Here is a 26,129-nt window from a genome sequence, read left to right as displayed (position 1 = left end):
GTCAGTCTGTAGAGCGACCATAAGACCAGAACAGAGTAAATCTGTTAAGGCAGGTGCGAAACCCCGCAAGGGAAAGAAGCAGAAACCTAAATCGTGAGGTTTGGGAATCACCGTCCGTTTACGGCGGTGAGGATGTCAATAGACCTGTCAGACTAGATCAGCAAGATAGCTCACCATCACCACTACTCGCCGCTCCCCGCTCTCCTATAGCTTTTCAACAGGATTTAGTAAGAATAATGCCTGAAGCCGCAAAACTAAGGGTTTCAACCTAGACGCGGTTTAGTGATAATTCTTTGACAATAGAGTTGAATTCCTTGCAGCTTGGCTAGGGAGAATTTTGGTTTAATGGGAAGGATCAGTAAAGACATAAAACTCATCCGCAGCAAGCGATAAACAAGGATAGTTAAAGTCGTATGTTTTTCGAGACTGAGAAGATAACTATAGATATTATGAGTTAGTCTTAGATAACCATAGCGACGGGTGATAGAAGATGGTTCATGAATGATTTTAATCTGATTGGTAACAACAACTAAATAGCCTTTATTTGCGTATCTTCGGGAAAAATCAAAGTCTTCGTAGTAGAGAAAGTAATCGGTATCGAAATGGGGACAAGTGGAAAAATTCGAGAAATTAATTAATAAACTGCATCCCGTCACCCAGTCGGGAATTAGATAGGGTTGATCTCGATAGTCTAAGGATTCCTCTACTACGTTAATTGTGCCGATTTTGGCATTAAATTTTCCCCAACCAAACCAGATTTTACCATCCGGTTCGTAAATTTCTGTACCGGCGATGGCAACTTCCGGATATTGCTGAAAAAATTTGCTTGCTTTCTCCAGAGAGTCCGGTAATAAGTAAGCGTCAGGATTAACTAACCAAACGATAGCTTTTCTGTCTTGCTGATAAATCCAATCAAGTCCCAGATTACATCCTTTCCCAAATCCTAAATTTTCCCCCGCTTCAATAATCTTGACTCTTTCAGCTGCTAAAGATTGGATATTTTTATCTTCAATGGAATTGTTAACAATGATGAGAGTAGCAGATAAGTCATCGTTGAGGGAAGCGATTAAACGCTTAATTAATTCCGCGCAATTGTAGTTAACGGTCAATATATAAATCATTACAGATAAAAGGTAGGAGTCACTGGCAATTAACAATTGTTAGAGCATAGCTTTCCCGTGAGAATTACTTTTTCTCAAGACGACAGAGATTAAATTTTTCGATTTTGGTGGGAAAGGGTTGACAACTTTGGAAGTCAATAACGAGATTTTCCTTAGCTAAATCCTCCACTATATCAGGGGATTTTTTATTAAAGTCCGTCTGGAGAATGTAGAGAGATTCTAGGGGAGTATTAGCAATAAATGTCTCGGCATTTTTTCGCATTAAAGTTCCCTCACTGACTCCAGTATTGCCTTTGAGTCTCACAAAACGAGTGGAAGCGGGAAAATAAGGAACGATAAAAGATGTTCCTTCATCTCCCCAGATAACAATCGTGGAATTTTCGTAGGGTTTTAATGCTTGACTATCGATACCAAAATAATTATCTGACCATCCCATTCTCCACCAATCCATCGGTTTAACCGTAGTGACAATTAAGGAAAATATTAGCAAATTTATGATTAATAATGGTTTCCTGCGAGGATAAAGATAGGCAATAATCAAAATAATTAAAGTGGGACTGATTAATTCTAATGGCATCAGATAACGATAGATAGAAAATCCCACTAACCAAATAGAGTAAGCGGTCAGATAAAAAGGCAGTAAAAAACCTAAAAATGCACCGTGGGTTAAGTCAGGTTCAGAAGATAGATTGCGCTTAGAAATAGCACGAAAAATAATCACTACTATTAGTAAAATTATCAATAAATAGGTTATAGCTAATCGGCTATCTTGGAAAGGAACCTCAGATACAAGAGTTTGTCTCTGGATAAAATAAACAGGATAAAACAACCATTGCCAGATATCTTTAGGTAAATATTGTATCCCTTTAAAATTGTAGTCGGTTTCAATATAAGGAGATTGAAAGATTTTATTAAAGAACGGAAAAAGAGGATTAGCAAACTTTGTCCACATTAAGATTATCCAATAACCGGCAGTGAGACTAAAACCCACGGCCATTGAAAGAATTGATAGAATTAAATTGCGTAACTTTTCTGACCAAGAATTAGGTAAAAAATTAATGGCTACCACAAGGCTAATACTATATAAAGCATTGGTTAATTTTAATCCCGTTGCCAATCCTAATAAGAGTCCAGCTAAAAGAATATTTTTAGAGGGAATTGGCAGATTTTTCCCTAAACTACTAACTATAAAAAATAATCCTGCCAAAACAAAAACACTGGTGGTATTATCACCAATACTGGTTCCTAACTCCGAGATATAGGCTGCCCCAAAAATACTGGTAATCGCTGCCGCTATGCTTAGAGTTATCTTGTATCTTTCGGAAACTTTATCTAGGGAATGATAGGTAATTAGGTGAACTAACCATTGATTTAACCCGTGCAATCCTCCCATTAAAAAACCCACGACAATCGGAGGCAGTTTCAGATAATAAACAGCGACGAAAAAGGGAACATCAATCAGGGGATTAAAAAAAGTTTGTATCTGCGCGGGTAGGACATCATACTTAAACCTTCCTGTCAATAACATATAGGGATTATAGAAATGATAATTGCGTAAATCCCAACTAACATCTTGACCTAAAATAACCGAGATAATTCCTAAAGCAATAAAGTAGATAATTGCCCAAAATAAGGGATGAGAACTTGGAAAACGTTTGAGGATTTTCATAATTAGAAAATTAAGATTTATTTGTTTAGTTTTACTAGCTTAACTTGGCAATTTATAGTTAAGGATGAGATTAAGATTACCTAGTAACAATCCCCAAAAGACAATAAGCATGATTATCTTGACAAAATTAGTTAAGATTTCCGATTTTTTCTCGGTTAAATCATTAAAGAAAAATCCCCCTAAAGTAATTGCCGTTCCGATAATAAAGTAATATCTACCGTAAGGGGAACTCAAAACCCAATCCTTAATATTTAAATTCACCGACCAAACGACAATAAAAATAAAGATAGTGGCAGCACCGATAAAATCAGGGTTCTTACGAAAATCGTCTAAGAATATACCAAGCACTAGAAAGAGAAATCCATAGTAAGGAATTACATACCAAGCGTAGTAATGACTTTGAGCGCCAGAAAAAATAAGAAGAATTGTATAGATTAATATAGGAAAAGTAACTAATCGTATTTTAGATATTTTTAAAGGAAATCTAGCAACAAGCAGTAAAGTTATCCAACTAAAAATCAACCAACCATCCTCAAAAAAAACTGTGGGTAGAACTAGATTTTTTAACATAGCAAAATCCGTAAAGCGATTTTTATGTTCTTGAAGGGTGGTTAAAAACCAACTAAAATCATAAAACCAACCATAAAGGTAATATAAACCTAAGGATAAAACTGCCGTCAGAGAAGCGATTAAGCTATCTAGCCAATTTTTTTGGAATAATAGTAAAGCAACTAGAGAAGCGAGGATATATAATCCTGTCACCTTAACTAAAGGTGCTAAACCACCTAGAAATATAGCCAAGTATAGATACTTTTTTTGAGACTTTTCACCGTACTGAAGGAATAAAAGTGCTACCGCTAAACTTAGACATAATAATAAATTTTCACTAACTGCTAAACGAGATAAAAAAACCGTATTGGGGTTAGTGGCAAAAATTAAAGAAGTTATAATCGCCACACCGGTATTAGTCAAACGTAAAGCTAATAAATAAAGTAAGAAAATAGAGAGAGTGCCAAAAACTAAAGAAGGAATTCTAATTACTGTTAAACTACAGTCAAAAAATTCCTTTGCTCCCGATAAAATAGCCGTCATACCCACAATTAATCCAAACAAGGGAGGATGATCAAACCAAGGGGTAACAAAACGATAACGAACGGCAGTTTTTTCCCAAACTGTCACCAGAAAATCATCCGTGGGACTGAGGAAAGACCAACTGGTAGGAACTCCCTCTTGAATCAAACTCATGCCACTCCAAGCAAAGGCAAATTCATCTTGAGTCCAGTTATAGGGAGGCAAGGAATCGTACTGATAATATCTTAAGATAAATCCTAAGACCGTAATTAATACACCCAGAAATAGACGGTAATCAAACTTTTCAAAATTCTTAAATATAAAATCTCGCTGCAGCATTATTCTGAAATTGGCTCGCTATTTATCTTTTGGGGTGAACCCGTGCTATTGTAACATGGTTTGACGGTTAAATTTTTTGATAAACCCAGATCGATTAAATACCCGATTATCGAGGTTAAGTCATCTCGATAATTTCTCCTTCGTAAATTCTCAGGGACATCAAATGGTAAACTCATCTTTATAGCCAACTCCAGACAAGGGACTCATTTCTGGCAGAAAAGTTCCCCAGTTTCTCCCTACTAAACTATAACTTAAGAGATTGACATTACCATCAGCAATATGCTAAAAAACATTAGCTTAATAGCCGAGTAACAACAATTACCCCGTTAAAAATCCCTATATTTTCCCCTAAAACAAACATCTTGTCCTTAGTTGCCAACATGATTCGTCAGTTAAATTATTCTAGAGTTTGGTTGTTATTAATCCTTATTTTTGCTCTTTTCCTGCGTCTAAATGCCGCTTTCTCTTATCCTAATATTCTCTGGCCGGATGAAATTTTTCAGACCTTAGAACAGGGTCATCGACTAGCTTTTGGCAATGGGATGATACCTTGGGATTTTCGGGACGGGATTCGTTCTTGGTTATTTCCGGGGATTCTTGGCGGGATTATGAAGCTAACTGCTGGTTTTTCGGAAGGAGCCAGTGGCTATCTGGCCAGCATCAAGATTTTCCTCAGTTTACTATCTTTAATCCCCGTTTGGATCGGATTCTCGATCGCCTACGAAAGCATCGGTTTGGCCGGCGCTATCCTAACCGGCAGTATTTGTGCGATTTGGTTTGAATTTATTTATTTTGCCCCGAAAGCCTTCACCGAAGTTATGGCCGCTTATTCCCTGCTGATGGGCGTTTATTTAGGATGCTACGGCAAAAATCCCCCCTCTCGTCAGCGACTGTATTGGACAGGGTTTTTCTATGGATTGACCACCTATCTTCGATTTCATTTACTGCCTGCCATCGCCATCGCCCTCATTTATCAAGTTAGACAAAAAAAATTTCAACAATTACCGCCCCTTGCCCTCGGTTTTATCGGTCCGGTTTTGCTGGGGGGTGCTTTAGACGCTTTCACTTGGTCCACCCCCTTCCAATCGATTTGGAAACTGATCTGGATTAATATTTTTGAAGGAAAATTTAATAGTTTTGGCGTATCTCCTTGGCAGCAATATTTTACTTGGTTAGCCCTCAATTGGTCTTGGTGGCTGTTTCCGATCCTCTTCTTCTGTGCAATCGCTGCTCGTCGTCACTGGATTCTCGCCCTTCTGTCCCTAGTTATTATCCTCTCTCACAGCTTTTTAGGTCACAAAGAATATCGCTATATCTTCCCTGCCCTACCACTAATTATTATTCTCGCTGGTTTGGGAACCGCCACTCTCGTCTCGCGTTTATCGTTAATGCGAGGTTCCCTCGCCGGCAAAATTATCGTTATTTTTAGTAGTTTACTTCTTTGGGCTTTTCTATCCTGGTTGTTGGCGGGGCGTTTTAATACCGACCAGACTTTTAATTTCGGACCGCCTTGGCAAAAACCGGGCTATACTCACTGGCAAACCCACGGCGGACAATTACAAGCCTATCAGTATTTAAGTAGCGAGAAAAAACTGTGCGGTTTAGGAGTAAAAGGATTGGCGTGGCAGTATACGGGGGGATACGCCTACTTACACCAAGATGTGCCGATTTATTTCCTCAAAGATAACCAAAATTTCGAGGAACTACAACCTTATTTTAATTATCTATTGTTTAACGAAGACACTGCCGCGGTCGGAGATTATCAACGGGAGAAATGCTTTAACGGAACTTGCGTTTACAGGCGCTCGAATTCTTGTCAAGTTAACCCGAATTATCATATCAATCAGTATCTCAAAAAAGCTGGCGAGTAAGATAATATAAGTAGGGAGGCACAATTATTTGTAGGATGGGTTAGCGGTAGCGTAACCCATGCGGGCGTTGGGTTTCATACTTCAACCCAACCTACGTTCATCTTATATTTGATTCCACCCACCTACTTATCTCTGGCAAACTTGCGAAATTTGTCAAAAATAAGTCGAAAAAGCCGAGAAAAATTTTAATTATGTAAGCGAGATAACTTCGATCATAAAAAAAGTTAAAATCTGGCTAATTTACCCAATGTTTCTAATTTTAATCTACATACTTTTTGTTATGCTCGTCAACCTCTCCTCTTTCCCCGGATTGCACGGAGATGAGGCTTGGTTTGAACTGAATGCGCGGGAAATTCTCCACCACGGAACTCGATCGCTCCACGGCCTAAACACCTATACTAGCTCTTTCTATAGCTGGTTGATTTCCCTAACATTCACTGTTTTGATTGAATACTGTCCCCATTGTCGAGATTTCCCCAAATATTTTAAAATTATCGAAACTAATCATTAGTAACGGGTAGAATTAGAGGAGTCAGGAGGTCAATTTTTCTCTAAGGAAGTTACCCCGAATCTATAATCCTTAAAAATAAATCATCTGCAAAAATTCTCAGCTTAATTTTGATAAAAGCCAATAATAAGCTGACTTTAAAACTCAAAATTTTTGGTAAATATCTTGACAAATGATCCCGATCAAGGGTATTATTAGGGTGGTTTCGGCAAAAATATCCAACAGCCAGACCTCCCTAGACTAACTTAGTAAAATTAATTCCTCCCTATTGATAGATGAAAATCAAGAAATATCTTAAGTTCTGGAAATATCCTCGCTTAGTTGATGAACGAGAGACTTTAATTGAAGAACGAGATTCTCTCAAAGATCATCTGAAGAGTTTGAATCAAGAAAAACAAGAAATGATTCGGGAAAAAAATGCTCTTTATGAAAGATTAGGTCAGTTATCCTTAACCATTCCCGAACTGCAAGAAATTAGTCCGAAACTTCTGGATATTAGCGTAATCAAAAATAAGGCCCGCCAGTTTCGAGTCCAATTAGATGCCGAAAAAGAAAAACTGGCTCCCGACAATTTTGGCTGGTATCCTTACAACACTTTAACCTGCTTCGAGATTCTCGAATTACTATTAACGGGTAAAAACCGTTTTCTACTGGAATTAATCTCGGAAAAACCGATTGTTGATATTGGTTGTGCCGATGGGGATCTGGCGTTTTTTCTGGAATCTTTGGGCTGTAAAGTGCAGGTAGTGGACTACGCTCCTACTAACTTTAATCTTATGCAAGGGGTTAAACTGCTCAAAACCGCTCTTTCTTCCTCTGTGGAGATTCATGATGTTAACTTAGATTCCCAGTTTCTGCTTCCCGAAAAAAGCTATAGTTTAGTCATCTTCTTAGGAATTTTATACCATCTCAAAAATCCCTACTATGCCCTCGAAACCCTAGCGAAATCTGCCAATTATTGCCTGATTAGCACCCGCGTCACTAAGTTTAATACGGTGAGTAATGCCGCTAATCGAGTCGATCTTTCCGCGATTCCTCTAGCCTATTTACTCGATGAACTAGAAGCAAATAATGATTCTACTAACTATTGGATTTTTTCTAATGCCGGATTACGCCGAATTTTACAGCGAACTGGCTGGGAAATTTGCGATTATATAACAGTAGGTAATACCGAAAACTCCGATCCCGCCAGTCGTGACGGCGATGAAAGAGCCTATTGTTTAGTAAAAAGTCGTTTCTATCAAGATTAGAAATGCCTAAATATCAGACCAGTCTCCTAAAAATATGAACTATCGCCCTAATCCCCTCTTAAACCGACGTAGCTTGCTGAAATTAGCGGCCCTAGCCGGAGGAAGTGCCGGACTAACTACCCTTCTCTCCTCTCGGCTCAGTTACTCTGCCGACCAAAACCAGGCTAGTGCCAAGAATATAGAGGCAATAGAGGAATTTTTGCGGCAAATTCGCCCGGTGGATTCGCAAAATCTCCAGTTGACAGAATATAGCTTTGAAACAGTCACCGTTGATCGTCAAGGGCAAATTATCGATCGCCGTCAGGGCAGCGCTCGCTCCTGGAGCGAACCCCTAGGCAACGGCAGCGAACTAGAGATGGTGGCTATTCCGGGGGGCAGTTTTCTACGAGGCTCAAAAAATGAGGAAAAAGGCGATCATACTAGCAGTGAAAAACCAGAAAATTCCCTGACGACGGCGGCTTTTTTTCTGAGCAAATACCCGATCACCCAAGCACAGTGGCGAGCGATCGCCCAACTGCCCAAAATTAATCTCGAACTCAACCCGGCGCCCTCCTTTTTCCAAGGCGATAACTTACCCGTAGAGAGAGTCTCCTGGTACGAGGCGATCGAATTTTGTCAACGACTCTCCCGCTCCACCGGCAAAGATTACCGACTAGCGAGTGAATCACGCTGGGAATACGCCTGTCGCGCCGGTACAACCACCCCCTTTTACTGCGGGGAAACCCTCACCAGCGAGCGGGCCAATTACTTTGCCGTCTATGATCCCTACGCGGAAGAACCAGCCAGCGCCTATCTGGCCAGGACTACCCCGGTGGGCAGTTTCGCCCCCAATAATTTCGGTCTCTACGATATGCACGGCAACGTGGGCGAATGGTGCGCCGATAGCTGGCACCGGAATTACGAGGGAACCCCGCCCCTGGATGGTAGTGCTTGGTTAGACAGGGATACTCGCTTGCAGCCCCGTTATCGTTCCGCCCGTTTAGTGCGAGGGGGCAGTTGGGGCGATGAAGCTAGGCACCTACGCAGTGCCAATCGCACCTTTTGCCTTCCCGATCAACACCACAGTGTCTTGGGTTTACGAGTCATGGCCGATAGTACCGGTTAATCAATGCTTGTGTCCGCCCAAGAGACGACAAAGGTATGGTTCAATAGGTTAGGTTCCAAAAGGCCAAAAGTATTCAGAATCTTCTGCTGTTGTCAGTGCGTCTGTAGCTAAATCAACCGCGAGTGAGGTCAAATTTTTCATGAAGGTACAGCAGTCTCATCTTTTCTTAACTCCCCCCACAGGAGATCTACAGGTACCTTTATCTCCTCCTCCCCCGGACGACGGCAACCTAGAAGAAGAAAAAAATTATCCTCTCAGCCTGTCTCTAGTCATTCCCACCTACAATGAACGGCAAAATATCGTTCAATTAGTCAACATTCTCAGTCAAATACTCGACGAAGCCCTGCCCAACGATTACGAACTGATCGTTGTCGATGATAATAGTCCCGATCGCACTTGGGAAGTCGCCGCGTCTTTAATCCCTGAATATCCCCAGCTGCGAGTGCTGCGCCGGGAGGGAGAAAAAGGTTTATCCTCGGCAGTGGTACGGGGGTGGCAAGTGGCACGGGGCGACATCCTTGGAGTAATCGATGCCGATTTACAACATCCCCCGGAAGTGTTATTAAAATTATTCGAGCAAACCAGAGCCGGAGCCGATCTCGCCCTGGCTAGTCGCCATGTGGAAGGGGGTGGAGTCAGCCAATGGAGTCTGACTCGACGCTTCCTCTCCCGGGGGGCGCAGCTGTTGGGATTAGTCATTCTGCCTGACGTGGTGGGACGGGTATCGGATCCGATGAGTGGCTATTTCATGGTTAATCGACAAGCGATCGCAGGCCCGATCTTAAACCCGATGGGCTATAAAATTCTCCTCGAAGTTATCGGCCGCGGCAATATTGACGAGATCGCCGAAGTGGGTTACGTTTTCCAAGAGCGTCAAGACGGTGAAAGCAAAGTCACCTGGCAACAATACATCGAATATATCCTGCACCTGCTGAAATTGCGTTCCCGCGGTCGTTTCGGTGGTCTGAAAAGGCGTTGGCAATTCCCCCTCGATCGCTTTCTTCGCTTTAGTTTAGTCGGGTTTAGTGGCGTATTCGTCGATATGGCTATCTTTTATCTCCTCAGCGATCCCACCACCCTCGCTTGGGGAGTAACTCGCAGTAAGATTATCGCCGCCGAGGTGGCCATTATTAATAATTTTCTCTGGAACGATCGCTGGACTTTTGGCGATTTGTCCACTGGCCAAAATCAGTGGCAGCAGCGTTTCAAACGTTTTCTTAAATTTAATCTTATTTGTTTGGCCGGTTTGATCCTCAACGTCCTGCTCTTAAACTTTTTCTTCAATGTCTTAGATATTAATCGCTATATTGCTAACTTAATAGCGATCGCTATAGTTACCGTTTGGAACTTCTGGATGAATTTAAAACTCAGTTGGCGTGTGACGGAGGTTAAACCCGAAAAGTCCAGCAGGCCATAGGAAAGCCTTTGAAAACTTTCCCTCTCATCCTGCAAACCCTTTTTAACTCTCGTTCAACCGCTGGCAGCATTAATTTTTGGGACTTAAAAGCGGCCCAGGGTCAACAGGAAACCGATTACTGGGGATTAAGTCTCAAAGAGGGGATGGAATGGCTTAATCAAAATGCCGCCGCTAACTCTACCATAGTCGTTGCCGGCCCGATGTTTGCGGCGCAAATGGTACAAGACTACCAAAAAAACTTGACAATGATCTATCGAGATGACTTTGCTTGGGGAAAGGCCGCCGACCCCGATTATTACATGGGTTTATCCCGATACGATTATTTCCAAGCTTTCCCCCATTGTCCCATTGTTCACGCCGTCCAACGCCAAGACACCCCCCTAACCATCATTAAACATTGTCGTCAGCCATGATCGAAATGACCGCTATTCCGCCTATTTCCCTGAAAAACTATCGTATTGCGGCGATTATTCCCTGTCACAACGAAGAACTAACGATCGCAAAAGTGATCTCCCAATTCCAAACTTTTTTGCCAGAAGCGGCAATTTATGTCTATAACAACCGCTCTACCGATGATACCGTGACGGAGGCACTCAAAGCTGGGGCGATCGTTCGTCAGGAAATCCAACCGGGAAAAGGCAATGTTGTCCGGCGGATGTTTGCCGATATCGAGGCCGATATCTATATTCTCATCGATGGTGATGATACCTACGAAATTGCGGCAGTACGACGCTTAATTGAACGAATGCTGCGGGAACAATTGGATATGGTCGTCGGTGCGCGTCGGGAAGCGGCAAAATCCTCCCAGGCTTATCGTCCCGGTCATCGCGCTGGTAATCTATTTTTAACAGGATTGGTGAAATTTCTGTTTGGAGCGCGTTTAATCGATATGCTCTCCGGTTATCGCGTCTTTTCTCGTCGTTTCGTCAAATCTTTTCCCGCTTTGTCCAATGGTTTCGAGATTGAAACCGAGTTAACTATCCACGCTTTAGAATTAAAAATTCCCTTCGCCGAAGAACCAACCCTCTACGGGGAACGTCCCGAAGGTTCCCAAAGTAAGTTAAAAACCTTTCAAGATGGCTGGCGAGTATTGGGAACCGCTATCCTACTTTTTAAAGAAATTCGTCCTTTTCTCTTTTTTAGCCTTGTCTCGCTAATTTTGGCGGTTATTTCCCTCCTCTTAGCGATCCCCGTCCTGTTTGAATACCTCGAAACCGGCTTAGTACCACGTTTTCCCACCGCTATTTTATCGGCCTCGATCATGCTTTTAGCCTTTTTAAGTTTGACCTGTGGCATGATCCTCGATTCCGTCTCCCGGGGACGAAAAGAGATGAAACGAATGGCCTATCTAGCTAACAGTTGGCTGAAAGGTTAGGGAAAAAGTTCACTAAACATACAGGTCTAGGTAACATCTGGGGTTAAACCCTCTCTAACCGTTGCAGCACGGAGGAGGGTTTTTTGTCAATAAATTCCGCCGGCGAAATTTGATATTTAATCAGATTGGCTAATTCCTGTAGTTGGCTGATGGCTTCCTCACCTTCGAGTTTCATTAACTCTCGATCATCGCGCATTTCTGTCCAGGTGATGCCGTAATCGGACACGAGAAACCGAATTAGATGGGTTTCACCCAATCCGACCATAAAGGATGCGCTGTTCATTTGACCGCCACAGGTATAGCAAGATGCTAGATAACCTTGATTTTCTAGTGCGATCGCTAAGGCCTGTAAATCCATGACCAAGTCTTTGACTAGTTGGCGATGCTCTTCTGCAAGTCGTTTAAACACAATGTTCCTCCTGACAACACTCCTCAATTATAAAACCTTAATACTGTTTTAAGATTCTTTTTTGAGAAAATAAAGTAAATGAACCAGGTTTTTTTACGGATGTTAAGTAACAAAATGTAAAGAACCCGATACCTAGAGTAGCGTGAATTCCTGATATCGCCAAGTATATGTAGGGTCTGCTGAATAATGGTAAAACCCTTTTAAAATAAGGCTTTTGACCTGTTAAAATCCGATGTTCATGCTGCGAAAATCGGATTGGGACCATCAAAAACCTGGCATTATCCTTCTTGTAGTACATACGTTGGTACAAAAAAGAGAGGGCAACAAAGCCTGAAACTCCCGACTCCTGACGACCGACTCCTGACGACCGACTCCTAACCCCACCAACAAACTTTTTCAGCAAACCCTATGTAAGTACAACGTTACCAGTTTATCCGTCTTTCCACCCCCTCGATCCCAACTATTCCCATCATGCCTATTTTTAAAGTTTAATATCCGGTTTCGACAAAAAAGTTCGCAAATCTATGTTGACTGCCTATCCTAACCAAGAAGTTAATTTTACACGACTACTTAATAGTGACGTGGAGTATAAACCCATTGCTTGGTTTTACCCTGCTCAATAAGGCGAGTTTTACTCGATCCAATCAAAATTATGGTTCGCATATCCGCATCTTTAATAGTCATATCCTCTAGGAATTTCACCGTCACTGTTTCCCCTTTTCGCCCTAAATTACGCGCTAGTACCACAGGAGTTTGCGGCGAGCGCCATTGTAATAAAATCTCTTTTGCCTTCTCCAATTGCCAAGTGCGCTCTTGAGACACAGGATTATAAAATGCGATCGCTAAATCTGCTCGGGCTGCTAACTCAATGCGCTGAGAAATCACCTGCCAAGATTTGAGAATATCCGATAGGGAAATCGCACAAAAATCATGTCCTAAAAGTGCGCCAACCCTGGCGGCCGCCGCTTGCATGGCCGAAATCCCCGGACAGACCTGAATTGCGATCGCATCCCATGCCGGTTTTGCTTTTTTTTCTAATACCTCAAACACGGCCGCGGCCATGGCATAAATTCCGGGATCTCCGGAAGAAACTAAGACAACCGATCGCCCCTTAGCCGCTAAATCTAGGGCTATTTCCGCGCGATCGAGTTCCACCCGATTATCCGATTCATGGCGGACAATTTCTGGTTTTCGCAGGGATTCTACCAAATCCAAATAGGTTTTATAACCCACCCAATCCGTGGCTTTTTCCAATACTTCTCGAACTTCCGGCGACATCCAATTTAGCGCACCAGGGCCGGTTCCGACTATGGCTAATTTACCTTGACTTTCGTGGGCAAAATCCCCTGGGGACAAACCGGATTTTTCCTTAATTTGCTGGCTTTCCTCACAGAGATAAACTAAACAGTTAGTGCTAGGTTTTGCTAAGTTTAAGTTATTTTTATCGATAATCTCAATGCTCAGTTTTGCTGCTGATGAAATCGGTAAATTACTATTTTTTAACCAGTCCGCTTCACCAATTAATTTTACTTTTTCACCCGCCAATAAATCGGCAAGAAACTTCTTAGCATCATCGGGATTAACTAACTGATAACCCAGTGGTGGCGATAATAAAGTCGTTTTGAATCTAATATCACCAGTGGTGGTAATTGCTGGGGAAATTTGCCAAACCGAGGCAATTTGACGAGCGAGATCATTAACCCCTTGTAAACCCCCCAACAAAGGCACTACCGCGCTGCCATCTTCCGCGATCGCTAATACAGGTGGTTCTTGCCATTTATTAGTTAATAAAGGTGCTAAAGTGCGAATTAAAATACCCGCCGCACAAATGCCAATAATTGGCGTTCCCATCTGGAAAAATTCTCGCACCGTTTCGCCAAAATTAGTATAGGTAAAATCAGCCGAATGGGTACGATTTATTAACCCATAAACCACTGCTTCCGGTAGGGCCATTTGCACTTGACGAGCAACGGTGATACTGGTTTCTCCTAAAATGAGAATAGCTGGAGGTTTCATTTGGCTTCCCCCGACTGCGCTGGGATTAACTTTTGCATAAATTCTTGCTGCTCTGCCGAGTTAATTCCAGCCTTTAAGCTGTCTAACACCCGTGACATATTGCCGTTGAGCATGGCTGAAATATCTAACCACAAACCCGGAAATACTAGAGAGCAAATCACCCCTTCTTGGTTGGGTAACAAAGAAATATAATCGCCATCTTGTAAACTAAACCAATCAATTTTTTGATCAAATACCTGCCAAACCAGGTATTCTTGAATGCCACTGCGTCGATAAGCACGTTTTTTATCCCCTAAATCTATGGCGGCACTACTAGCGGCAATTTCTACCACTAATTCCGGCGATCCTTCTAGGTATCCCTCTGCACTTAGGGTTGATTTTCCCCCGCTTTCTTGACTAATTAATAACACCCCATCCGGCTGTAATTCGTTGTCGATATCCAAGCGGACTGTTGGCTCAATACCCATTTGTACTTGGGGTGTAGCAGCTTGATAAACTCCCAACCAAGTGATTAAACGTCCGTGGGGTTCAGCATGAAATTTAAACCTTAATGGGGATGCCATATACACAACTCCTTCGATTAGTTCGGCTTTTTTTAATCCTGGCATAGCTTGATAACGGCGCTCGAATTCGGGACGAATTAAGCGATCCCCATTTTCTAAGGGTGGTAAATGTTGAGTGGTTACAGTCTGAGAATTTAAGGATTTAGCCAGGGAAGAAGTCATGGTGGCAGTCTTTGGGAACAAAACAGCATTGATTTTATTATAGATTGTTTCATTGGACTTCTTGAGGGATTTAATTTTTAACTGAAATTTTCCCAGAAGTCCCGCGCTTTTAGCGATGGGATGAATGGCGACCAACAGATAGACAATTACCCAAAACTATAGCATTTATCTTAGTGATGAGGTACAAAGTTTTCGTTTTGGGAAGTCGGTAGTCGATACCAAATTAGGTTACACTTCATCTAGTTATGAGAAACGCTGTAATAACTGATATAGCGCACCTAAATGAAAGGTAAACGTCCTCTTCTGGAGCCTACCCGTTCACGAATCAATTAGGCACACGATAACTGATAACCGATAACTGATAACTGATAATGTTGGTTCCCCTTACCCGTGAATCGATCGAGCAAATTGTCCCGATTATCGCCACCGGCCCCCAGTACGCTCACTATTGGGGTAAATGGTCTGATTTTCTGCGCCGTTTATTCATTTCTGTCATCGCTCTCACCGCAGCTTGGTTAATCGGGAATTTATTCGGCCCCGGTGGTTTAACGATTAAACTGATTTTCGACATTATCGCTGGTTTATATTGGCTCTGGGGTCCGGTTTATTGGGCCAGTGTTCGCAATAATACCTATCGTCGTCTTCCCTACGGAGGGTTTTGGCGCGGTCGCGTTTTCGATGCTTTTGTCACCGAGGAATTAATCGGGGAAGAAGAAAGGGTCAATAAACGCGGGGAATTAGAGATTATCGAAAATCGCCAACGCTGTATTAATCTAGAAATCGGTGATCAAACTGGCTTTTCGGCGATCGTTCGCGCTCCCCTCAAACGCATTCATAAATCGATCCGTCCCGGGATGGTGGCCGAAGCTTTGTTAATGTCTCGAGAACCCGATTTAGGGGATATCAATCAGCTTTCTGATGTCCATCTTCCCCAACTCGACCAGTGGATAGGGGAATATCCTGTGCTACGACGCGATATTTTCCAGCAAGTTAGCGGCGAATTAGGAGGGGGAAAAGAACCCCGGCCAAAACCTTCTCGTTATTCTAATAATAATGTCATCCGAAGACGCAAAACCCGTTAATTGTTCGGCGATCGCTGAAAAGACACCGGTTTCTCGGCCATCAATGAATAATACTAAATCCTGTTGAAAAGGTATAGGAGAGTGGGGTGTAGGGTGTGGGGTGTGGGGAAAAGGGAGAAACAATTCATAACTTGAGAGTTAATCACACTATTAAAAACGGATTTGGAATAATAATCAATTAAATGGTCTATTTACAGATTTTATGCCATTTAATCCTTATTTTTGCCGTTTTTGAACCATCAAAAATTAATTATGCAGGAGGTTTAATATAATGTTAATTGAGCTTAGAAGGAGATAAATCGATGACGGCATCCTATGAGCAAGACTTTGGACTTTGGGCCGAACAAATGGCCGATTTATTAGCCTCTGGTCGGTTTTCCGAGTTAGATATTGAGAATTTAGTCGAAGAGGTAAGGGATTTGTCGAAACGGGAGCGCGATCGCTTACTCGCTAGTCTAAGATTAATTTTGCATCATTTATTAAAGTGGGACTATCAACCTCAACGGCGATCCAGGGGTTGGCTGGGGACTATTCAACGAGAAAGAGCTAATATTAGGCTTTATTTGGACGATAGCCCCAGTTTAAGGCGATATTTAACCGATGAAAGCCTATTTAAACTCTATGCTGTTGCTTGTTCCGATGCCTTTAGAGAGACGGGATTAGAGTTTCCCCCCGTTTGTCCCTACGGTATTGAGGATATTTTAAATCGTTCTCTTCATCTGTCGGAATGATAGACGAAAAACGATTAAAGTTGGTAAGCTTAGATAGTATCCACAGGATCTTAAGTTTATCGCCATGATTGACTGGTTAATTGTCTGGGGGGTTACTCAAGCCGCAGGTTCGCTGGTTCGTTCAGTAATGCAAGAGTTGGCCATAGAGGGTGCAAAAGATTACGGAAAGGAATTTTTTAAAAATAGTCTAGGTAAAGTGTTACACTTACCCGAAAAAGATGTTCAAAAAGAAGCTTATGGAAAAGCAATGAAGGAGTTTTTAGAACTCTTTCAGCAACAGTTAGAAATGGCGAATCTGGAGGATGATCAAATTAAAAACTTTGAAAAACCTCTCAAGACTTTTATTAAAGATGACCAAGTTAAACCTATTTTAGGGGATGCTTTTGATATTGATTGTCAAGTTCTTGATACTTTTACGTTAGCTCAATCTTGGCAAAGACTTAATTTACCCCCGTTACCCGCTGAATTTAACTGGGAAAAACTCGGTAAATTTTATTTGAGAAAAACCAAAGAAATTATTGAAAATTCTGAAAAGCTAAGAGCCGTTTTTTTAGTTAAGTTACAGGATAAAGATAGCCAAAATATTCAAGAAATAGCAGGAGTTAAAACAGATTACAATTTAGATAACTATGGGGAAGGCTTAAAAAAGGAATATGGTCATCTTAAATTAGAATGTTTAGACACAACGACTTATGAGCAAATCAAACTCTGGCGAATGTTTGTACCGCAAAATGTGAGACGATGCAAACAGTTTATTCCTCAACTTTATGAATTACCTAAAGAAGTGCTGCAGGAACTTGTAGATAGGGGAGAAATTACTCAAGCGGAGTTAGAAGCAATAGAAGCAGAACTAGAACGAAAACGACGAGAATATGTCAATGAAAAATTAGATCCTGTTTTGAATATCGTCAATTCTTCTGAATACCGAAGAACCGTAATTTTAGGTGATCCAGGGGCGGGAAAATCGAGTTTATTGCAGTATTTAGCTTTAAATTGGGCTGAAAAAGAACTCAGTCAGCGTGTTTTGTTTCCCCTTCCTCTTTTGATAGAATTGCGTATTTATGCCAGAGATAAGGATGAAAAAAAATGTCAGAATATTCTAGAATTTTTCCATCAAGGTAATCTGATTTGTCATCTCAATCAACTTGCTTTAGACGATAAACTTGAAAAAGGTCAGGCTCTTGTGCTTTTTGATGGCTTAGATGAAGTTTTTAATCCTCAATTAAGAGAGGAAATTGTCACCGATATCAAACGTTTTAGTATTGAATATCCTCAAGTGCAGATTATTGTCACTTCTCGCTGGTTAGGATATAAAGCAGAAGAATTAAATCATGCTGGTTTTGAACATTTTATGATCCAAGATTTAGATCAAAATCAGATTGAAGATTTTATCCAACGTTGGCATGATTTAGCTTTTGAAAATCGAGATGATAAAACCCAAAAACAAGAACGTTTACAAAAGGCAATTAAGGAGTCAAAAGCGATTCGAGAATTAGCAGGAAATCCTTTATTATTAACGATGATGGCTATTCTGAATCGAACTCAAGAATTACCAAGAGACCGCTCAAAACTTTATGAAAAAGCGTCAGAAGTGTTATTACATCAATGGGATTTTGAAACCAAGGAAGGATTAATTGATCCTGAACTGAAAAAATATCTTTACAATATTGATCTACGAGATAAAAGGGACATTCTGCGTTTAGTCGCAAGTGCCATACAAGCAAGGGAAAAGGGGTTAGCTGCTAATTTAATCTATAAGGAAGAATTAGAAAATATTTTGACTCAATATCTTCAAGGAACAGGAATTAACAAACGAGATGCTAATGATCTGACTGATTTAATTATCAAACAACTCCGCTATCGTAATTTTATTCTTTGTTCTTTAGGTGGCAATGCTTTCGCTTTTGTTCATCGAACTTTTTTAGAATACTTTTGTGCTTGCGAGTTTTATGAAAAATTTAAAAACCGAGGATTACCAGACGGAATTCCTCTTGAGGATTTGAAAACCAAAGTATTTGGAGAACATTATTCAGACCCTGTTTGGAAAGAAGTTTTATGTTTACTGATGGGGATGCTAAGTTCAGAATTTATCAAAGAAATTGCTGAAGAATTAATTAATTCTCTCATTGATATGGAGGAAAAAGATCAGGAATTTGCTCATCTTTTTTTGGCAGCAGATTGTTATGGAGAATTGCGAAATCAGTCTATTTATGTTGAACTAAGTCAGCGATTGTTAAATCAACTAGAAAGGCTTTATGATAAAGATATAGATTATTATGAAAAATATGATCCCGAAAAATGGTGGCAACAACGAGGGAAAATCAGAGGCAAAAGTATTTCTTGTGTTGTAAAAAATTGGCAGGGTGATCCCAACGGATGGAATATGCTTCAAAAAATAGCTCAATCTGCAACCAGTTGGCCAGAACAAGCACCTATTATCGACGCATTGGTTCAAATTGCTCAACTATACCCAGTAGCATTATCTAAAATCCAAGAACTCGCTAATAAGGGTAAATCAAAAGCAATTGAAGCTTTAGTAACCCATTGGCGAGATAATCCGCAAACTTTACCCATTATTCAACAACAAGCTAATAAGGGTAAATCAGAAGCAATTGAAGCTTTAGTAACCCATTGGCGAGATAATCCGCAAACTTTACCCATTATTCAACAACAAGCTAATAAGGGTAAATGGGAAATTATTGGACTTGGGTCGGCATTAAGTAGAATAAAAATTGACTCGGAAATAGGAGCAATTATCAAAACCATATTAGCTAGAAAGGATCTAGATTCTGACATTAAAGAAAAGTTTCGAGAACTTCTTGGGCGTAATAATTTCAGAGAGTTGAGAAATCCTGATCAAGATAGTCAGCACGAAAGAGGTGGCGGCGGTCATTTTTCTACTTTAAGAACTAAAATAACTGATGCTGAAATTTTAGTAAAATCTTTACAGGATTTAGGAATAATAGTTAAACGTGAAGCAGATGTTCGTGGTTCTAGCAGTCAAAGAGTTAGAGTAGATATTGTTGCTGTGCTAGAGGGAGATTATGATCTAGGTTGGATTCGTAATACTGACGGAAGTTTTGACTTGATTATTGATTTATTGGGAGTTGCTAAAAAACATGATCAAACTGAATTGATTAATAGTATCAATGCAAAATATGCTGTTAATAAAACCCTTAAAGAAATTAAAGAGAGAGGTTTAAATTAGCGCGATCTCTAATCTGCTAATCTTGTAGGGTGAGTGTTTGCGGCTACTAATTCTGATCAAAAACCAAAATTAACAATCCGCACCCGACGCAGCAAATTTATTATTAAATTGGTGCATTATGCTTTCGCACTTTACACCCTAAGAGTGGTAAGAAGTTGAAGGGTGATCGTTCTTGTCGGTGGGGTGGAGTGCGCTCTCTGTCATCGAATAAGATATAATTGGGAAGGTAAAAATAGTTAAAGCATTATGAGTTACCAAAACATTATTACCATTGAACCTGGAAAACGAAGCGGAAAACCCTGCATTCGAGGAATGCGTATAACTGTGTACGATATTCTAGAATATTTAGCAGCAGGAATGACAGAAGCAGAAATTCTTGAGGATTTTTCAGAATTAACTTCCGAGGATATCAAAGCTTGTTTGGCTTTTGCTGCTGATCGAGAGAAAAAATTATTTATCACCTCTTTATGAAACTGTTATTAGATGAAAATTTGTCAGATCGGATTATTGATAAAATAATTGATTTATATTCTAATTCTCAGCACGTCAAGACTTTAGGACTGATCAATACTGATGATGCACTTATCTGGGAATTTGCCAAATTCAACGATTTTGTAATTGTCTCTAAAGATGCCGATTTTCATCAGCGCAGTCTATTATATGGTCATCCACCCAAATTTATCTATCTTCGTATTGGCAATAGTTCCACTGCAAAGATTATCGAAATTTTAAGAGGTTATTTTTTAATTATTGTTGAATTTTTTGATAGTGAAACAGAAAGTCTGTTGATATTAGGTTGAGTGCGATCGCTGATCTGGTAGGGTGTGTGTTTGCGGCTACCAATTCTGTTAAAAAACCAAAATCAATAATCCGCTCCCCACGCAGCAAATTTATTATTAAATTGGTGTGTTACGCTATCGCTAACACACCCTACTGGATTGTTTCAGTTAATTTGGTGTATTAGAAAAATGCTATAAATTCTATAATTTAAGACTTTAAGCCGAAATCTATTGCCCTATTTTAGCTGAAACAGTCCACTGCGTTTAATTTTCCAACCTATGCTTTTTAATGCTTTTAAAACTTGTTTGGCTTTCGTTGCTGACCATTGACTCATAGAGCAACAAATGATAAATTTAGGTGATTTTCTGGAAGTTCTCCCTGTTCAAGTTGATCGGCTAAGACACGCAAGGCAAGTGCTTGAACTTTAGCCATAGCTTCCTGTTGACTATTGCCATAGACTAAAACTCCCGGAAGTTCGACGATTTCAGCAATATATCGTCCATCTTCTTCTTGTTCTATGTCAATCTTATAATTCATTTGAGAATTACCTATGGGATGACCTGCTGTCTTGATTATATTAGATTTTATAGCCGCTCTTGTCGGTTGAATTGACCCAAGGAAACCCAACACACATTAGATAGGGTTTGCCGAAAAAGCTTTTCGTGGGGTTAGGAGTGAGTATTCAGTGATTCGGATGCGGGTTTTCAGTTCACTGTTCACAGCAAAATACTCCCCACTTCCCCACTTCCCCACTTCCCTATCCCTTTTAAACAGGATTTAGTATTAGCCTGTATTAGCATTTCTGATTCTATAGTTAAGTTTGGCTAATAACAGCTTATTTTTAGTTCCTTGTCAAGCCCCTATTATAATTTTTTATCTCTGACCCTTAGCCCGATTTAACATTTATCTTAAAAATCTGGTTTTTTGTAGCAAAGATAACAGTTTTATTAACCATTATCTGCATCTATAGAGGGAAATCGGGGAGGGCTGATAATCCCTGAAAGCCTTGTCAATACTAGCATTATTCCCTCTCAAAATTTCACTAATTCCCTAAGTTTTCCTAACCTTGATCCCCTCTAGGACACAAAAAATTAAAAACCTTTCATCTTAACTTGGTTTTTAGCGCCAGTCAACCCTTTATTTAAATTTTTGATTCTCTTGCCCGATAACGATATAAATTCTCGTAATGACCAACCGATTTTCCGTGATACGGTTGAACAGAAAGCAACCAAGTTAGCTCTGCAAGCACAAAGGAATGTTAGCAAGTTCCTTCAGCTTTGCATTGGGAACTTGCTAACGCACAATAAGAAAGTCTATGAATAAACAACTGATCAACAAACTACAAGCTGTAACTGCCCTTACCGTAGTGGGGACTACAGCCTCGATAATTTGTTCCCAGACAGCAGGACACAGCAACAGCCTGACGGATATTAGCCTAGATCGTCAAACTGTTATCGAGTCCACTTCTCAAACCATTCTGTCCGCTTTTTCTAGTAGTCGAACAAATGATTCAAGTATTAAGACATCACGTTCGGTTCAAGATAATGCTAACGAAATTCTAAAAACTTTGGAGTCCCTAGTGGACAAAGAAAATACCGTCCCTGCAAGCGTTACACCCCGGACCCAAGAGGCCATTCCTTCGACGATACAACCCCAATCACAACCCAATCAAGTCAAGCCGGCCCCAGCTAATGCCCCAGCTACCAATCCTGCCTCAGTGACACCAGCAGAGAAGCCGAAAACAAGCCAAGCGGTAAAAACCAGCAGTCGCCCCCGTAAAAAGGGAATGGCCTCTTGGTATGGTCCTGGTTTTCACGGTCGTCGCACCGCTAGTGGTGAGACTTTTAACTCTAGTAGTTTAACCGCCGCCCATCGCTATCTACCTTTCGGCACCAAGGTTAGGGTAACTAATCTGCGTAACGGGCGCTCGGTGGTGGTGCGAATTAACGATCGCGGTCCGTTTAGCGGTGGTCGCCTCATCGATCTCTCCAGAGGTGCGGCAGCGATTATCGGTGTCTTCCAATCGGGAGTTGCCCCAGTTGTCTTGGAAGTTTTAGGCAGATAATCAGTTATCAGTTATCAGTAAACAGTAAGCAGTGAAAAGACAGCACTGTTAATGCCATTTAATAGTCCTCACTTAATAAGCTGTACCGCGTTTAAACTGCGTCTTGGAAATTTTAGTACAAATGCTCGAACTTCTTCCTTATCCCTGACTTGAAAGAGGGTGTAGGGTGTGGGGTGTGGGGTGCAGGGAAGGAAACCTCTTTCATCTCTGGTGGTGAAAATTTTTTCATCGGGACTGACTAAAAACTCAAATCCGATCACTGATAACTGATAACTGGTAACTGATAACTGATAACTGGTAACTGGTAACTGGTAACTGATAACTGGTAACTGATAACTGGTAACTGGTAACTGGTAACTGGTAACTGGTAACTGCTATAGTGATCCTATTGGGATTTGACTGGGTTTATGTTAGAAATTAGCGATTTATCGGTTAATTATGGCGGAATAAAGGCATTACAGCAGGTTAGCTTAAGGGTAGAAACGGGGGAAATTGTCACCCTGATTGGAGCGAACGGAGCAGGAAAAACGACGACTCTAAAGACGATATCTCGGATTTTAACGGCAAAGACGGGGCGAATAATTTATCAGGGTCAAGATATTACCCATTTACCGCCCCATGAAATCGTTAAGCGGGGAATTGCCCATAGTCCGGAAGGGAGAAGAATCTTAGCGCGTCAAACAGTCTTGACAAATTTGCAGTTAGGTGCTTATACGAGAAGCGATCGCCTAGGAGTAAAAAGTGATATCGAAGAGCAGTGGCAACTGTTTCCCCGACTATCGGAGCGCCGAGAGCAGTTAGCGGGAACCCTAAGCGGTGGGGAACAGCAGATGCTGGCGATCGCCAGAGCTTTAATGAGTCGTCCCAAGTTATTGTTACTAGACGAACCCAGTTTAGGACTAGCGCCGCAGATAGTGCGAGAAATCTTCAGTATTATCCGTCAATTAAACGAATCGGGAGTAACTATCCTGTTAGTGGAACAAAACGCCAATTTAGCCCTAGAAACTGCCAATCGCGGCTATGTTTTGGAAGCGGGACGCTTGACTATCGCAGGAGAAGCCGGGGATTTACTCAAGGATGAGCGCGTCAAACAAGCTTATTTAGGTTAATCGATGATGATGCGCCAACTATCTATAAAAGTCTATGGTAAAGGCAGGCCAAAAAATATTCACAAAATTTTACAAAGTCGCATAAAATGAACACATAACGAAATAGGTATTTTTTCTTACTGCCATGCTAACGGCTAACTTCCCCTGGCTCACTGCCATCATTTTGCTCCCCTTGCTTTCCTCCTTCCTTATCCCTGTAATCCCCGACAAAGAAGGAAAAACTGTTCGTTGGTTCGCTCTTGGAGTCGGACTAGCAGACTTTGTTTTAATGTGCTACGTTTTTTTACAAAAATATGATTTAAGCAACCCCAACCTACAATTAGTGGAAAAAATCGATTGGGTTCCCCAAATCGGTTTAAGTTGGGCGGTGTCGGTGGATGGTATCTCGGCACCGTTAGTTTTATTAGCAGGATTGGTGACAACCCTTTCTATCTTGGCCGCGTGGCAAGTGGACCGCAAACCCCGTTTATTCTACTTCCTGATGCTGTTGCTCTACGCCGCTCAGATTGGTGTTTTCGTCGCCCAAGACTTATTATTATTCTTTTTAATGTGGGAAATCGAGTTAATTCCCGTTTATCTACTCGTTTCCATCTGGGGTGGTCAAAAACGTCGTTATGCCGCCACTAAATTCTTACTCTACACCGCCGCCGCTTCTATCTTCATCCTCGTTGCCGGTCTAGCCATGGCCCTTTACGGTGGTGGTGCGATGACCTTTGATATGGCGGAATTAGGATTTAAAGATTATCCCCTCGCTTTAGAATTAGTCCTTTACGCTGGTTTATTAATCGCTTTCGGGGTCAAACTCGCTATCTTCCCCCTCCATACTTGGCTCCCCGATGCTCACGGTGAAGCTTCTGCACCTGTATCGATGATTCTCGCTGGTGTTCTCCTCAAAATGGGTGGTTACGGTTTAATCCGTCTTAATATGGGGCTTCTACCCGATGCACACATCTACTTTGCCCCCATTCTAGCGATTCTCGGTGTCGTTAATATTATCTACGGTGCTTTCGCTTCCTTCGGTCAACAAAACATGAAACGCCGTCTCGCTTATTCCTCGGTTTCACACATGGGATTCGTCCTTTTAGGGATTGCTTCCTTTACCGATGTGGGTATTAGCGGTGCTATGTTACAAATGCTCTCCCACGGTTTAATTGCCGCCGTCTTATTCTTCCTTGCTGGTGTCACCTACGACCGCACCCATACCTTAGCTTTAAACGAGATGGGTGGGATTGCCGAAGCGATGCCGAAAGTCTTCGCTCTCTTTACTGCCGGCGCCATGGCTTCCCTAGCGTTACCTGGAATGAGCGGTTTTGCCAGCGAAATTACCGTATTCATCGGTGTCACTAGCAGTGACGTTTATAGCCAAACCTTCCGGGTTGTGACTGTCTTCCTCGCTTCCGTTGGTTTAATCCTCACCCCGATTTATCTACTCTCCATGCTTCGTCAAGTTTTCTACGGAGATGGTTCTTCCTGTGATATTACTAACATTCTCCCCAACAAAAGTAACGAACAGGCAGTTTGTTTTGGTACTAGCTGTGTCCTCCCTCATGAATCAGAATATAGTGACGCTAAACCCAGAGAAATCTTTATCGCTGTCTCTTTCCTCGCTTTGATTGTCGCTATCGGTTTCTATCCCCAACTGGCTACCCGTATCTACGATGTGAAAACGGTGGCAGTTAACTCGGAAGTGCGTCAAGCTTACACAGAAATCGCCGCCACTCGTCAAAATATCTACGCTGAAACTCAACCGGACGTAAGCGCAAAAGTTGCCAGTGTCTTCCATTGACACTCCCGTCGCTAAAAGCGAGGGATTCTTGGTTCATTGAGTTTCCTTAATCTGGCAGGACGTATCCAACCAAACCAGAGGGAATCTCTCCCCAAGCTTGAGTTCCGGTATGCCCTACCGTACTTAGTCCCTTTTTGAGAATATTGATAGCGGCGTTAATATCTCTATCTTCTACATAGCCACAATGGGGACAAACATGGGTTCTCGTAGATAGAGATTTAGGTACTTTTTGATCACAATTAGAACAGTTTTGACTGGTATTATTGGGGGCTACTGCTACCGTAGCCTTACCATATTTAAAACCAAAATATTCTAACCATTGCCGAAAAGTTGACCAAGCCACATCATTGATAGATTTAGCTAGTCTAGAGTTTTTTACCATGCCTTTAACATTTAAATCTTCGTAAGCAATAAAATCGTTAGATTTAATGACGCGCAATGCCTCTTTTGAGGCAAAGCCTTTACGTTGCCTACTTACTCTTAAATGCTTTC

General features: G+C 41.4%; 23 protein-coding genes and 1 pseudogene. 16 read left to right on the top strand and 8 right to left on the bottom strand.

The features are described from left to right. Positions 1 to 263 precede the first annotated feature (263 nt). From IM322_RS11930 to IM322_RS11920, 3 genes are all read right to left on the bottom strand, one after another. Positions 264 to 1,121: a glycosyltransferase gene (locus IM322_RS11930; protein WP_287675413.1), complete on the bottom strand. Its 858-nt coding sequence runs from the start codon at positions 1,119 to 1,121 to the stop codon at positions 264 to 266. Positions 1,122 to 1,185: 64 nt separating this feature from the next. Next, entirely contained in the window at positions 1,186 to 2,790 is a 1,605-nt protein-coding gene (locus tag IM322_RS11925) for a glycosyltransferase 87 family protein (protein ID WP_287675412.1), read from the bottom strand. Positions 2,791 to 2,829: 39 nt separating this feature from the next. Beyond that, positions 2,830 to 4,200: an ArnT family glycosyltransferase gene (locus tag IM322_RS11920; RefSeq protein ID WP_287675411.1), complete on the bottom strand. Its 1,371-nt coding sequence runs from the start codon at positions 4,198 to 4,200 to the stop codon at positions 2,830 to 2,832. A gap of 380 nt (positions 4,201 to 4,580) precedes the next feature. Between IM322_RS11920 and IM322_RS11915 the strand changes: the two genes are divergently transcribed. The 7 genes from IM322_RS11915 (at position 4,581) to IM322_RS11885 (ending at position 11,726) form a co-directional block, all read left to right on the top strand. Further along, positions 4,581 to 6,071, top strand: coding sequence for a glycosyltransferase family protein (locus IM322_RS11915; RefSeq protein ID WP_353737509.1), 1,491 nt, complete (start codon positions 4,581 to 4,583; stop codon positions 6,069 to 6,071). 280 nt (positions 6,072 to 6,351) lie between these two features. Next, positions 6,352 to 6,582 carry a hypothetical protein gene (locus tag IM322_RS11910; protein WP_287675409.1) on the top strand — a complete coding sequence of 77 codons (231 nt, stop codon included), beginning with the start codon at positions 6,352 to 6,354 and terminating at the stop codon, positions 6,580 to 6,582. 272 nt (positions 6,583 to 6,854) lie between these two features. Then, a complete protein-coding gene (locus tag IM322_RS11905) occupies positions 6,855 to 7,829 on the top strand; it encodes a methyltransferase domain-containing protein (protein ID WP_012266876.1) in 975 nt (324 codons plus the stop codon). A gap of 34 nt (positions 7,830 to 7,863) precedes the next feature. Then, complete coding sequence (locus tag IM322_RS11900; RefSeq protein WP_287675408.1) at positions 7,864 to 8,934, top strand: formylglycine-generating enzyme family protein; 1,071 nt, start codon at positions 7,864 to 7,866, stop codon at positions 8,932 to 8,934. Positions 8,935 to 9,073: 139 nt separating this feature from the next. After that, on the top strand, positions 9,074 to 10,351 hold the full coding sequence (locus tag IM322_RS11895) for a glycosyltransferase (RefSeq protein WP_287675407.1): 1,278 nt from the start codon (positions 9,074 to 9,076) through the stop codon (positions 10,349 to 10,351). Positions 10,352 to 10,359: 8 nt separating this feature from the next. Then, complete coding sequence (locus IM322_RS11890; RefSeq protein WP_287675406.1) at positions 10,360 to 10,764, top strand: hypothetical protein; 405 nt, start codon at positions 10,360 to 10,362, stop codon at positions 10,762 to 10,764. Then, positions 10,761 to 11,726, top strand: a complete 966-nt coding sequence (locus tag IM322_RS11885) for a glycosyltransferase family 2 protein (RefSeq protein ID WP_287675405.1) — start codon at positions 10,761 to 10,763, stop codon at positions 11,724 to 11,726. The genes IM322_RS11890 and IM322_RS11885 overlap by 4 nt, the downstream gene beginning before the upstream one ends. 43 nt (positions 11,727 to 11,769) lie before the next feature. Here IM322_RS11885 and IM322_RS11880 read toward each other — a convergent pair whose 3' ends face one another. The 3 genes from IM322_RS11880 to IM322_RS11870 form a co-directional block, all read right to left on the bottom strand. Next, positions 11,770 to 12,135, bottom strand: a complete 366-nt coding sequence (locus tag IM322_RS11880) for a DUF1815 family protein (RefSeq protein ID WP_287675404.1) — start codon at positions 12,133 to 12,135, stop codon at positions 11,770 to 11,772. Positions 12,136 to 12,705: 570 nt separating this feature from the next. Further along, positions 12,706 to 14,151, bottom strand: coding sequence for a precorrin-3B C(17)-methyltransferase (gene cobJ, locus IM322_RS11875; protein WP_287675403.1), 1,446 nt, complete (start codon positions 14,149 to 14,151; stop codon positions 12,706 to 12,708). Then, positions 14,148 to 14,876: a Uma2 family endonuclease gene (locus tag IM322_RS11870; RefSeq protein ID WP_287675401.1), complete on the bottom strand. Its 729-nt coding sequence runs from the start codon at positions 14,874 to 14,876 to the stop codon at positions 14,148 to 14,150. Before IM322_RS11870 ends, cobJ begins: the two co-directional genes overlap by 4 nt. Positions 14,877 to 15,247: 371 nt before the next feature. Between IM322_RS11870 and IM322_RS11865 the strand changes: the two genes are divergently transcribed. The 6 genes and pseudogenes from IM322_RS11865 (at position 15,248) to IM322_RS11840 (ending at position 20,697) form a co-directional block, all read left to right on the top strand. Then, entirely contained in the window at positions 15,248 to 15,958 is a 711-nt protein-coding gene (locus IM322_RS11865; RefSeq protein WP_287675399.1) for a DUF8619 family protein, read from the top strand. Between the two features lie 302 nt (positions 15,959 to 16,260). Next, the gene (locus IM322_RS11860) at positions 16,261 to 16,689 is read left to right on the top strand and encodes a DUF29 domain-containing protein (protein WP_002776745.1); all 429 of its coding nucleotides are present in this window, start codon (positions 16,261 to 16,263) and stop codon (positions 16,687 to 16,689) included. 64 nt (positions 16,690 to 16,753) lie between these two features. Beyond that, positions 16,754 to 18,574: pseudogene (locus tag IM322_RS23335) on the top strand (NACHT domain-containing protein); the annotation flags it as partial. A 957-nt stretch (positions 18,575 to 19,531) separates the two neighbouring features. Beyond that, positions 19,532 to 19,897 (top strand): DUF1257 domain-containing protein, encoded by a 366-nt coding sequence (locus IM322_RS11850; protein WP_287675414.1) that lies wholly within the window; start codon positions 19,532 to 19,534, stop codon positions 19,895 to 19,897. 246 nt (positions 19,898 to 20,143) lie between these two features. Then, positions 20,144 to 20,368, top strand: a complete 225-nt coding sequence (locus IM322_RS11845; RefSeq protein WP_002745983.1) for a DUF433 domain-containing protein — start codon at positions 20,144 to 20,146, stop codon at positions 20,366 to 20,368. Next, a complete protein-coding gene (locus IM322_RS11840; protein ID WP_159294510.1) occupies positions 20,365 to 20,697 on the top strand; it encodes a DUF5615 family PIN-like protein in 333 nt (110 codons plus the stop codon). Before IM322_RS11845 ends, IM322_RS11840 begins: the two co-directional genes overlap by 4 nt. Positions 20,698 to 21,007: 310 nt before the next feature. Here the strand turns inward: IM322_RS11840 and IM322_RS11835 are convergent, their stop codons facing one another. Continuing rightward, a complete protein-coding gene (locus IM322_RS11835) occupies positions 21,008 to 21,214 on the bottom strand; it encodes a type II toxin-antitoxin system HicB family antitoxin (protein ID WP_286826933.1) in 207 nt (68 codons plus the stop codon). Between the two features lie 778 nt (positions 21,215 to 21,992). Between IM322_RS11835 and IM322_RS11830 the strand changes: the two genes are divergently transcribed. The 3 genes from IM322_RS11830 (at position 21,993) to IM322_RS11820 (ending at position 25,637) form a co-directional block, all read left to right on the top strand. Further along, positions 21,993 to 22,742, top strand: a complete 750-nt coding sequence (locus IM322_RS11830; RefSeq protein WP_287675394.1) for a septal ring lytic transglycosylase RlpA family protein — start codon at positions 21,993 to 21,995, stop codon at positions 22,740 to 22,742. Positions 22,743 to 23,149: 407 nt separating this feature from the next. Then, the gene (locus IM322_RS11825; RefSeq protein ID WP_287078638.1) at positions 23,150 to 23,851 is read left to right on the top strand and encodes an ABC transporter ATP-binding protein; all 702 of its coding nucleotides are present in this window, start codon (positions 23,150 to 23,152) and stop codon (positions 23,849 to 23,851) included. A gap of 124 nt (positions 23,852 to 23,975) precedes the next feature. Further along, entirely contained in the window at positions 23,976 to 25,637 is a 1,662-nt protein-coding gene (locus tag IM322_RS11820; RefSeq protein ID WP_287675392.1) for an NAD(P)H-quinone oxidoreductase subunit 4, read from the top strand. 46 nt (positions 25,638 to 25,683) lie between these two features. Here the strand turns inward: IM322_RS11820 and IM322_RS11815 are convergent. Further along, positions 25,684 to 26,129: RNA-guided endonuclease InsQ/TnpB family protein (locus IM322_RS11815; protein ID WP_287713217.1), on the bottom strand; the 446-nt coding region annotated here is incomplete at its 5' end.

The sequence above is a fragment of the Microcystis sp. M109S1 genome, from assembly GCF_020247025.1.
Taxonomy (GTDB): Bacteria; Cyanobacteriota; Cyanobacteriia; order Cyanobacteriales; family Microcystaceae; genus Microcystis.
Note: the sequence above shows the minus strand (reverse complement) of the source record. Positions and strands in the feature narration are given on the sequence as shown.

Bases quoted from the DNA above. Each gene is read 5' to 3' on its own strand.
- IM322_RS11830 (WP_287675394.1), top strand. From the start codon at position 21,993: ATGAATAAACAACTGATCAACAAACTACAAGCTGTAACTGCCCTTACC.
- IM322_RS11930 (WP_287675413.1), bottom strand. From the start codon at position 1,121: ATGATTTATATATTGACCGTTAACTACAATTGCGCGGAATTAATTAAG.
- IM322_RS11900 (WP_287675408.1), top strand. From the start codon at position 7,864: ATGAACTATCGCCCTAATCCCCTCTTAAACCGACGTAGCTTGCTGAAA.
- IM322_RS11905 (WP_012266876.1), top strand. From the start codon at position 6,855: ATGAAAATCAAGAAATATCTTAAGTTCTGGAAATATCCTCGCTTAGTT.
- IM322_RS11860 (WP_002776745.1), top strand. From the start codon at position 16,261: ATGACGGCATCCTATGAGCAAGACTTTGGACTTTGGGCCGAACAAATG.
- IM322_RS11845 (WP_002745983.1), top strand. From the start codon at position 20,144: ATGAGTTACCAAAACATTATTACCATTGAACCTGGAAAACGAAGCGGA.
- IM322_RS11885 (WP_287675405.1), top strand. From the start codon at position 10,761: ATGATCGAAATGACCGCTATTCCGCCTATTTCCCTGAAAAACTATCGT.
- IM322_RS11825 (WP_287078638.1), top strand. From the start codon at position 23,150: ATGTTAGAAATTAGCGATTTATCGGTTAATTATGGCGGAATAAAGGCA.
- IM322_RS11925 (WP_287675412.1), bottom strand. From the start codon at position 2,790: ATGAAAATCCTCAAACGTTTTCCAAGTTCTCATCCCTTATTTTGGGCA.
- IM322_RS11910 (WP_287675409.1), top strand. From the start codon at position 6,352: ATGCTCGTCAACCTCTCCTCTTTCCCCGGATTGCACGGAGATGAGGCT.
- IM322_RS11865 (WP_287675399.1), top strand. From the start codon at position 15,248: ATGTTGGTTCCCCTTACCCGTGAATCGATCGAGCAAATTGTCCCGATT.
- IM322_RS11895 (WP_287675407.1), top strand. From the start codon at position 9,074: ATGAAGGTACAGCAGTCTCATCTTTTCTTAACTCCCCCCACAGGAGAT.
- IM322_RS11870 (WP_287675401.1), bottom strand. From the start codon at position 14,876: ATGACTTCTTCCCTGGCTAAATCCTTAAATTCTCAGACTGTAACCACT.
- IM322_RS11840 (WP_159294510.1), top strand. From the start codon at position 20,365: ATGAAACTGTTATTAGATGAAAATTTGTCAGATCGGATTATTGATAAA.
- IM322_RS11835 (WP_286826933.1), bottom strand. From the start codon at position 21,214: ATGAATTATAAGATTGACATAGAACAAGAAGAAGATGGACGATATATT.
- IM322_RS11915 (WP_353737509.1), top strand. From the start codon at position 4,581: ATGATTCGTCAGTTAAATTATTCTAGAGTTTGGTTGTTATTAATCCTT.
- IM322_RS11820 (WP_287675392.1), top strand. From the start codon at position 23,976: ATGCTAACGGCTAACTTCCCCTGGCTCACTGCCATCATTTTGCTCCCC.
- IM322_RS11920 (WP_287675411.1), bottom strand. From the start codon at position 4,200: ATGCTGCAGCGAGATTTTATATTTAAGAATTTTGAAAAGTTTGATTAC.
- cobJ (WP_287675403.1), bottom strand. From the start codon at position 14,151: ATGAAACCTCCAGCTATTCTCATTTTAGGAGAAACCAGTATCACCGTT.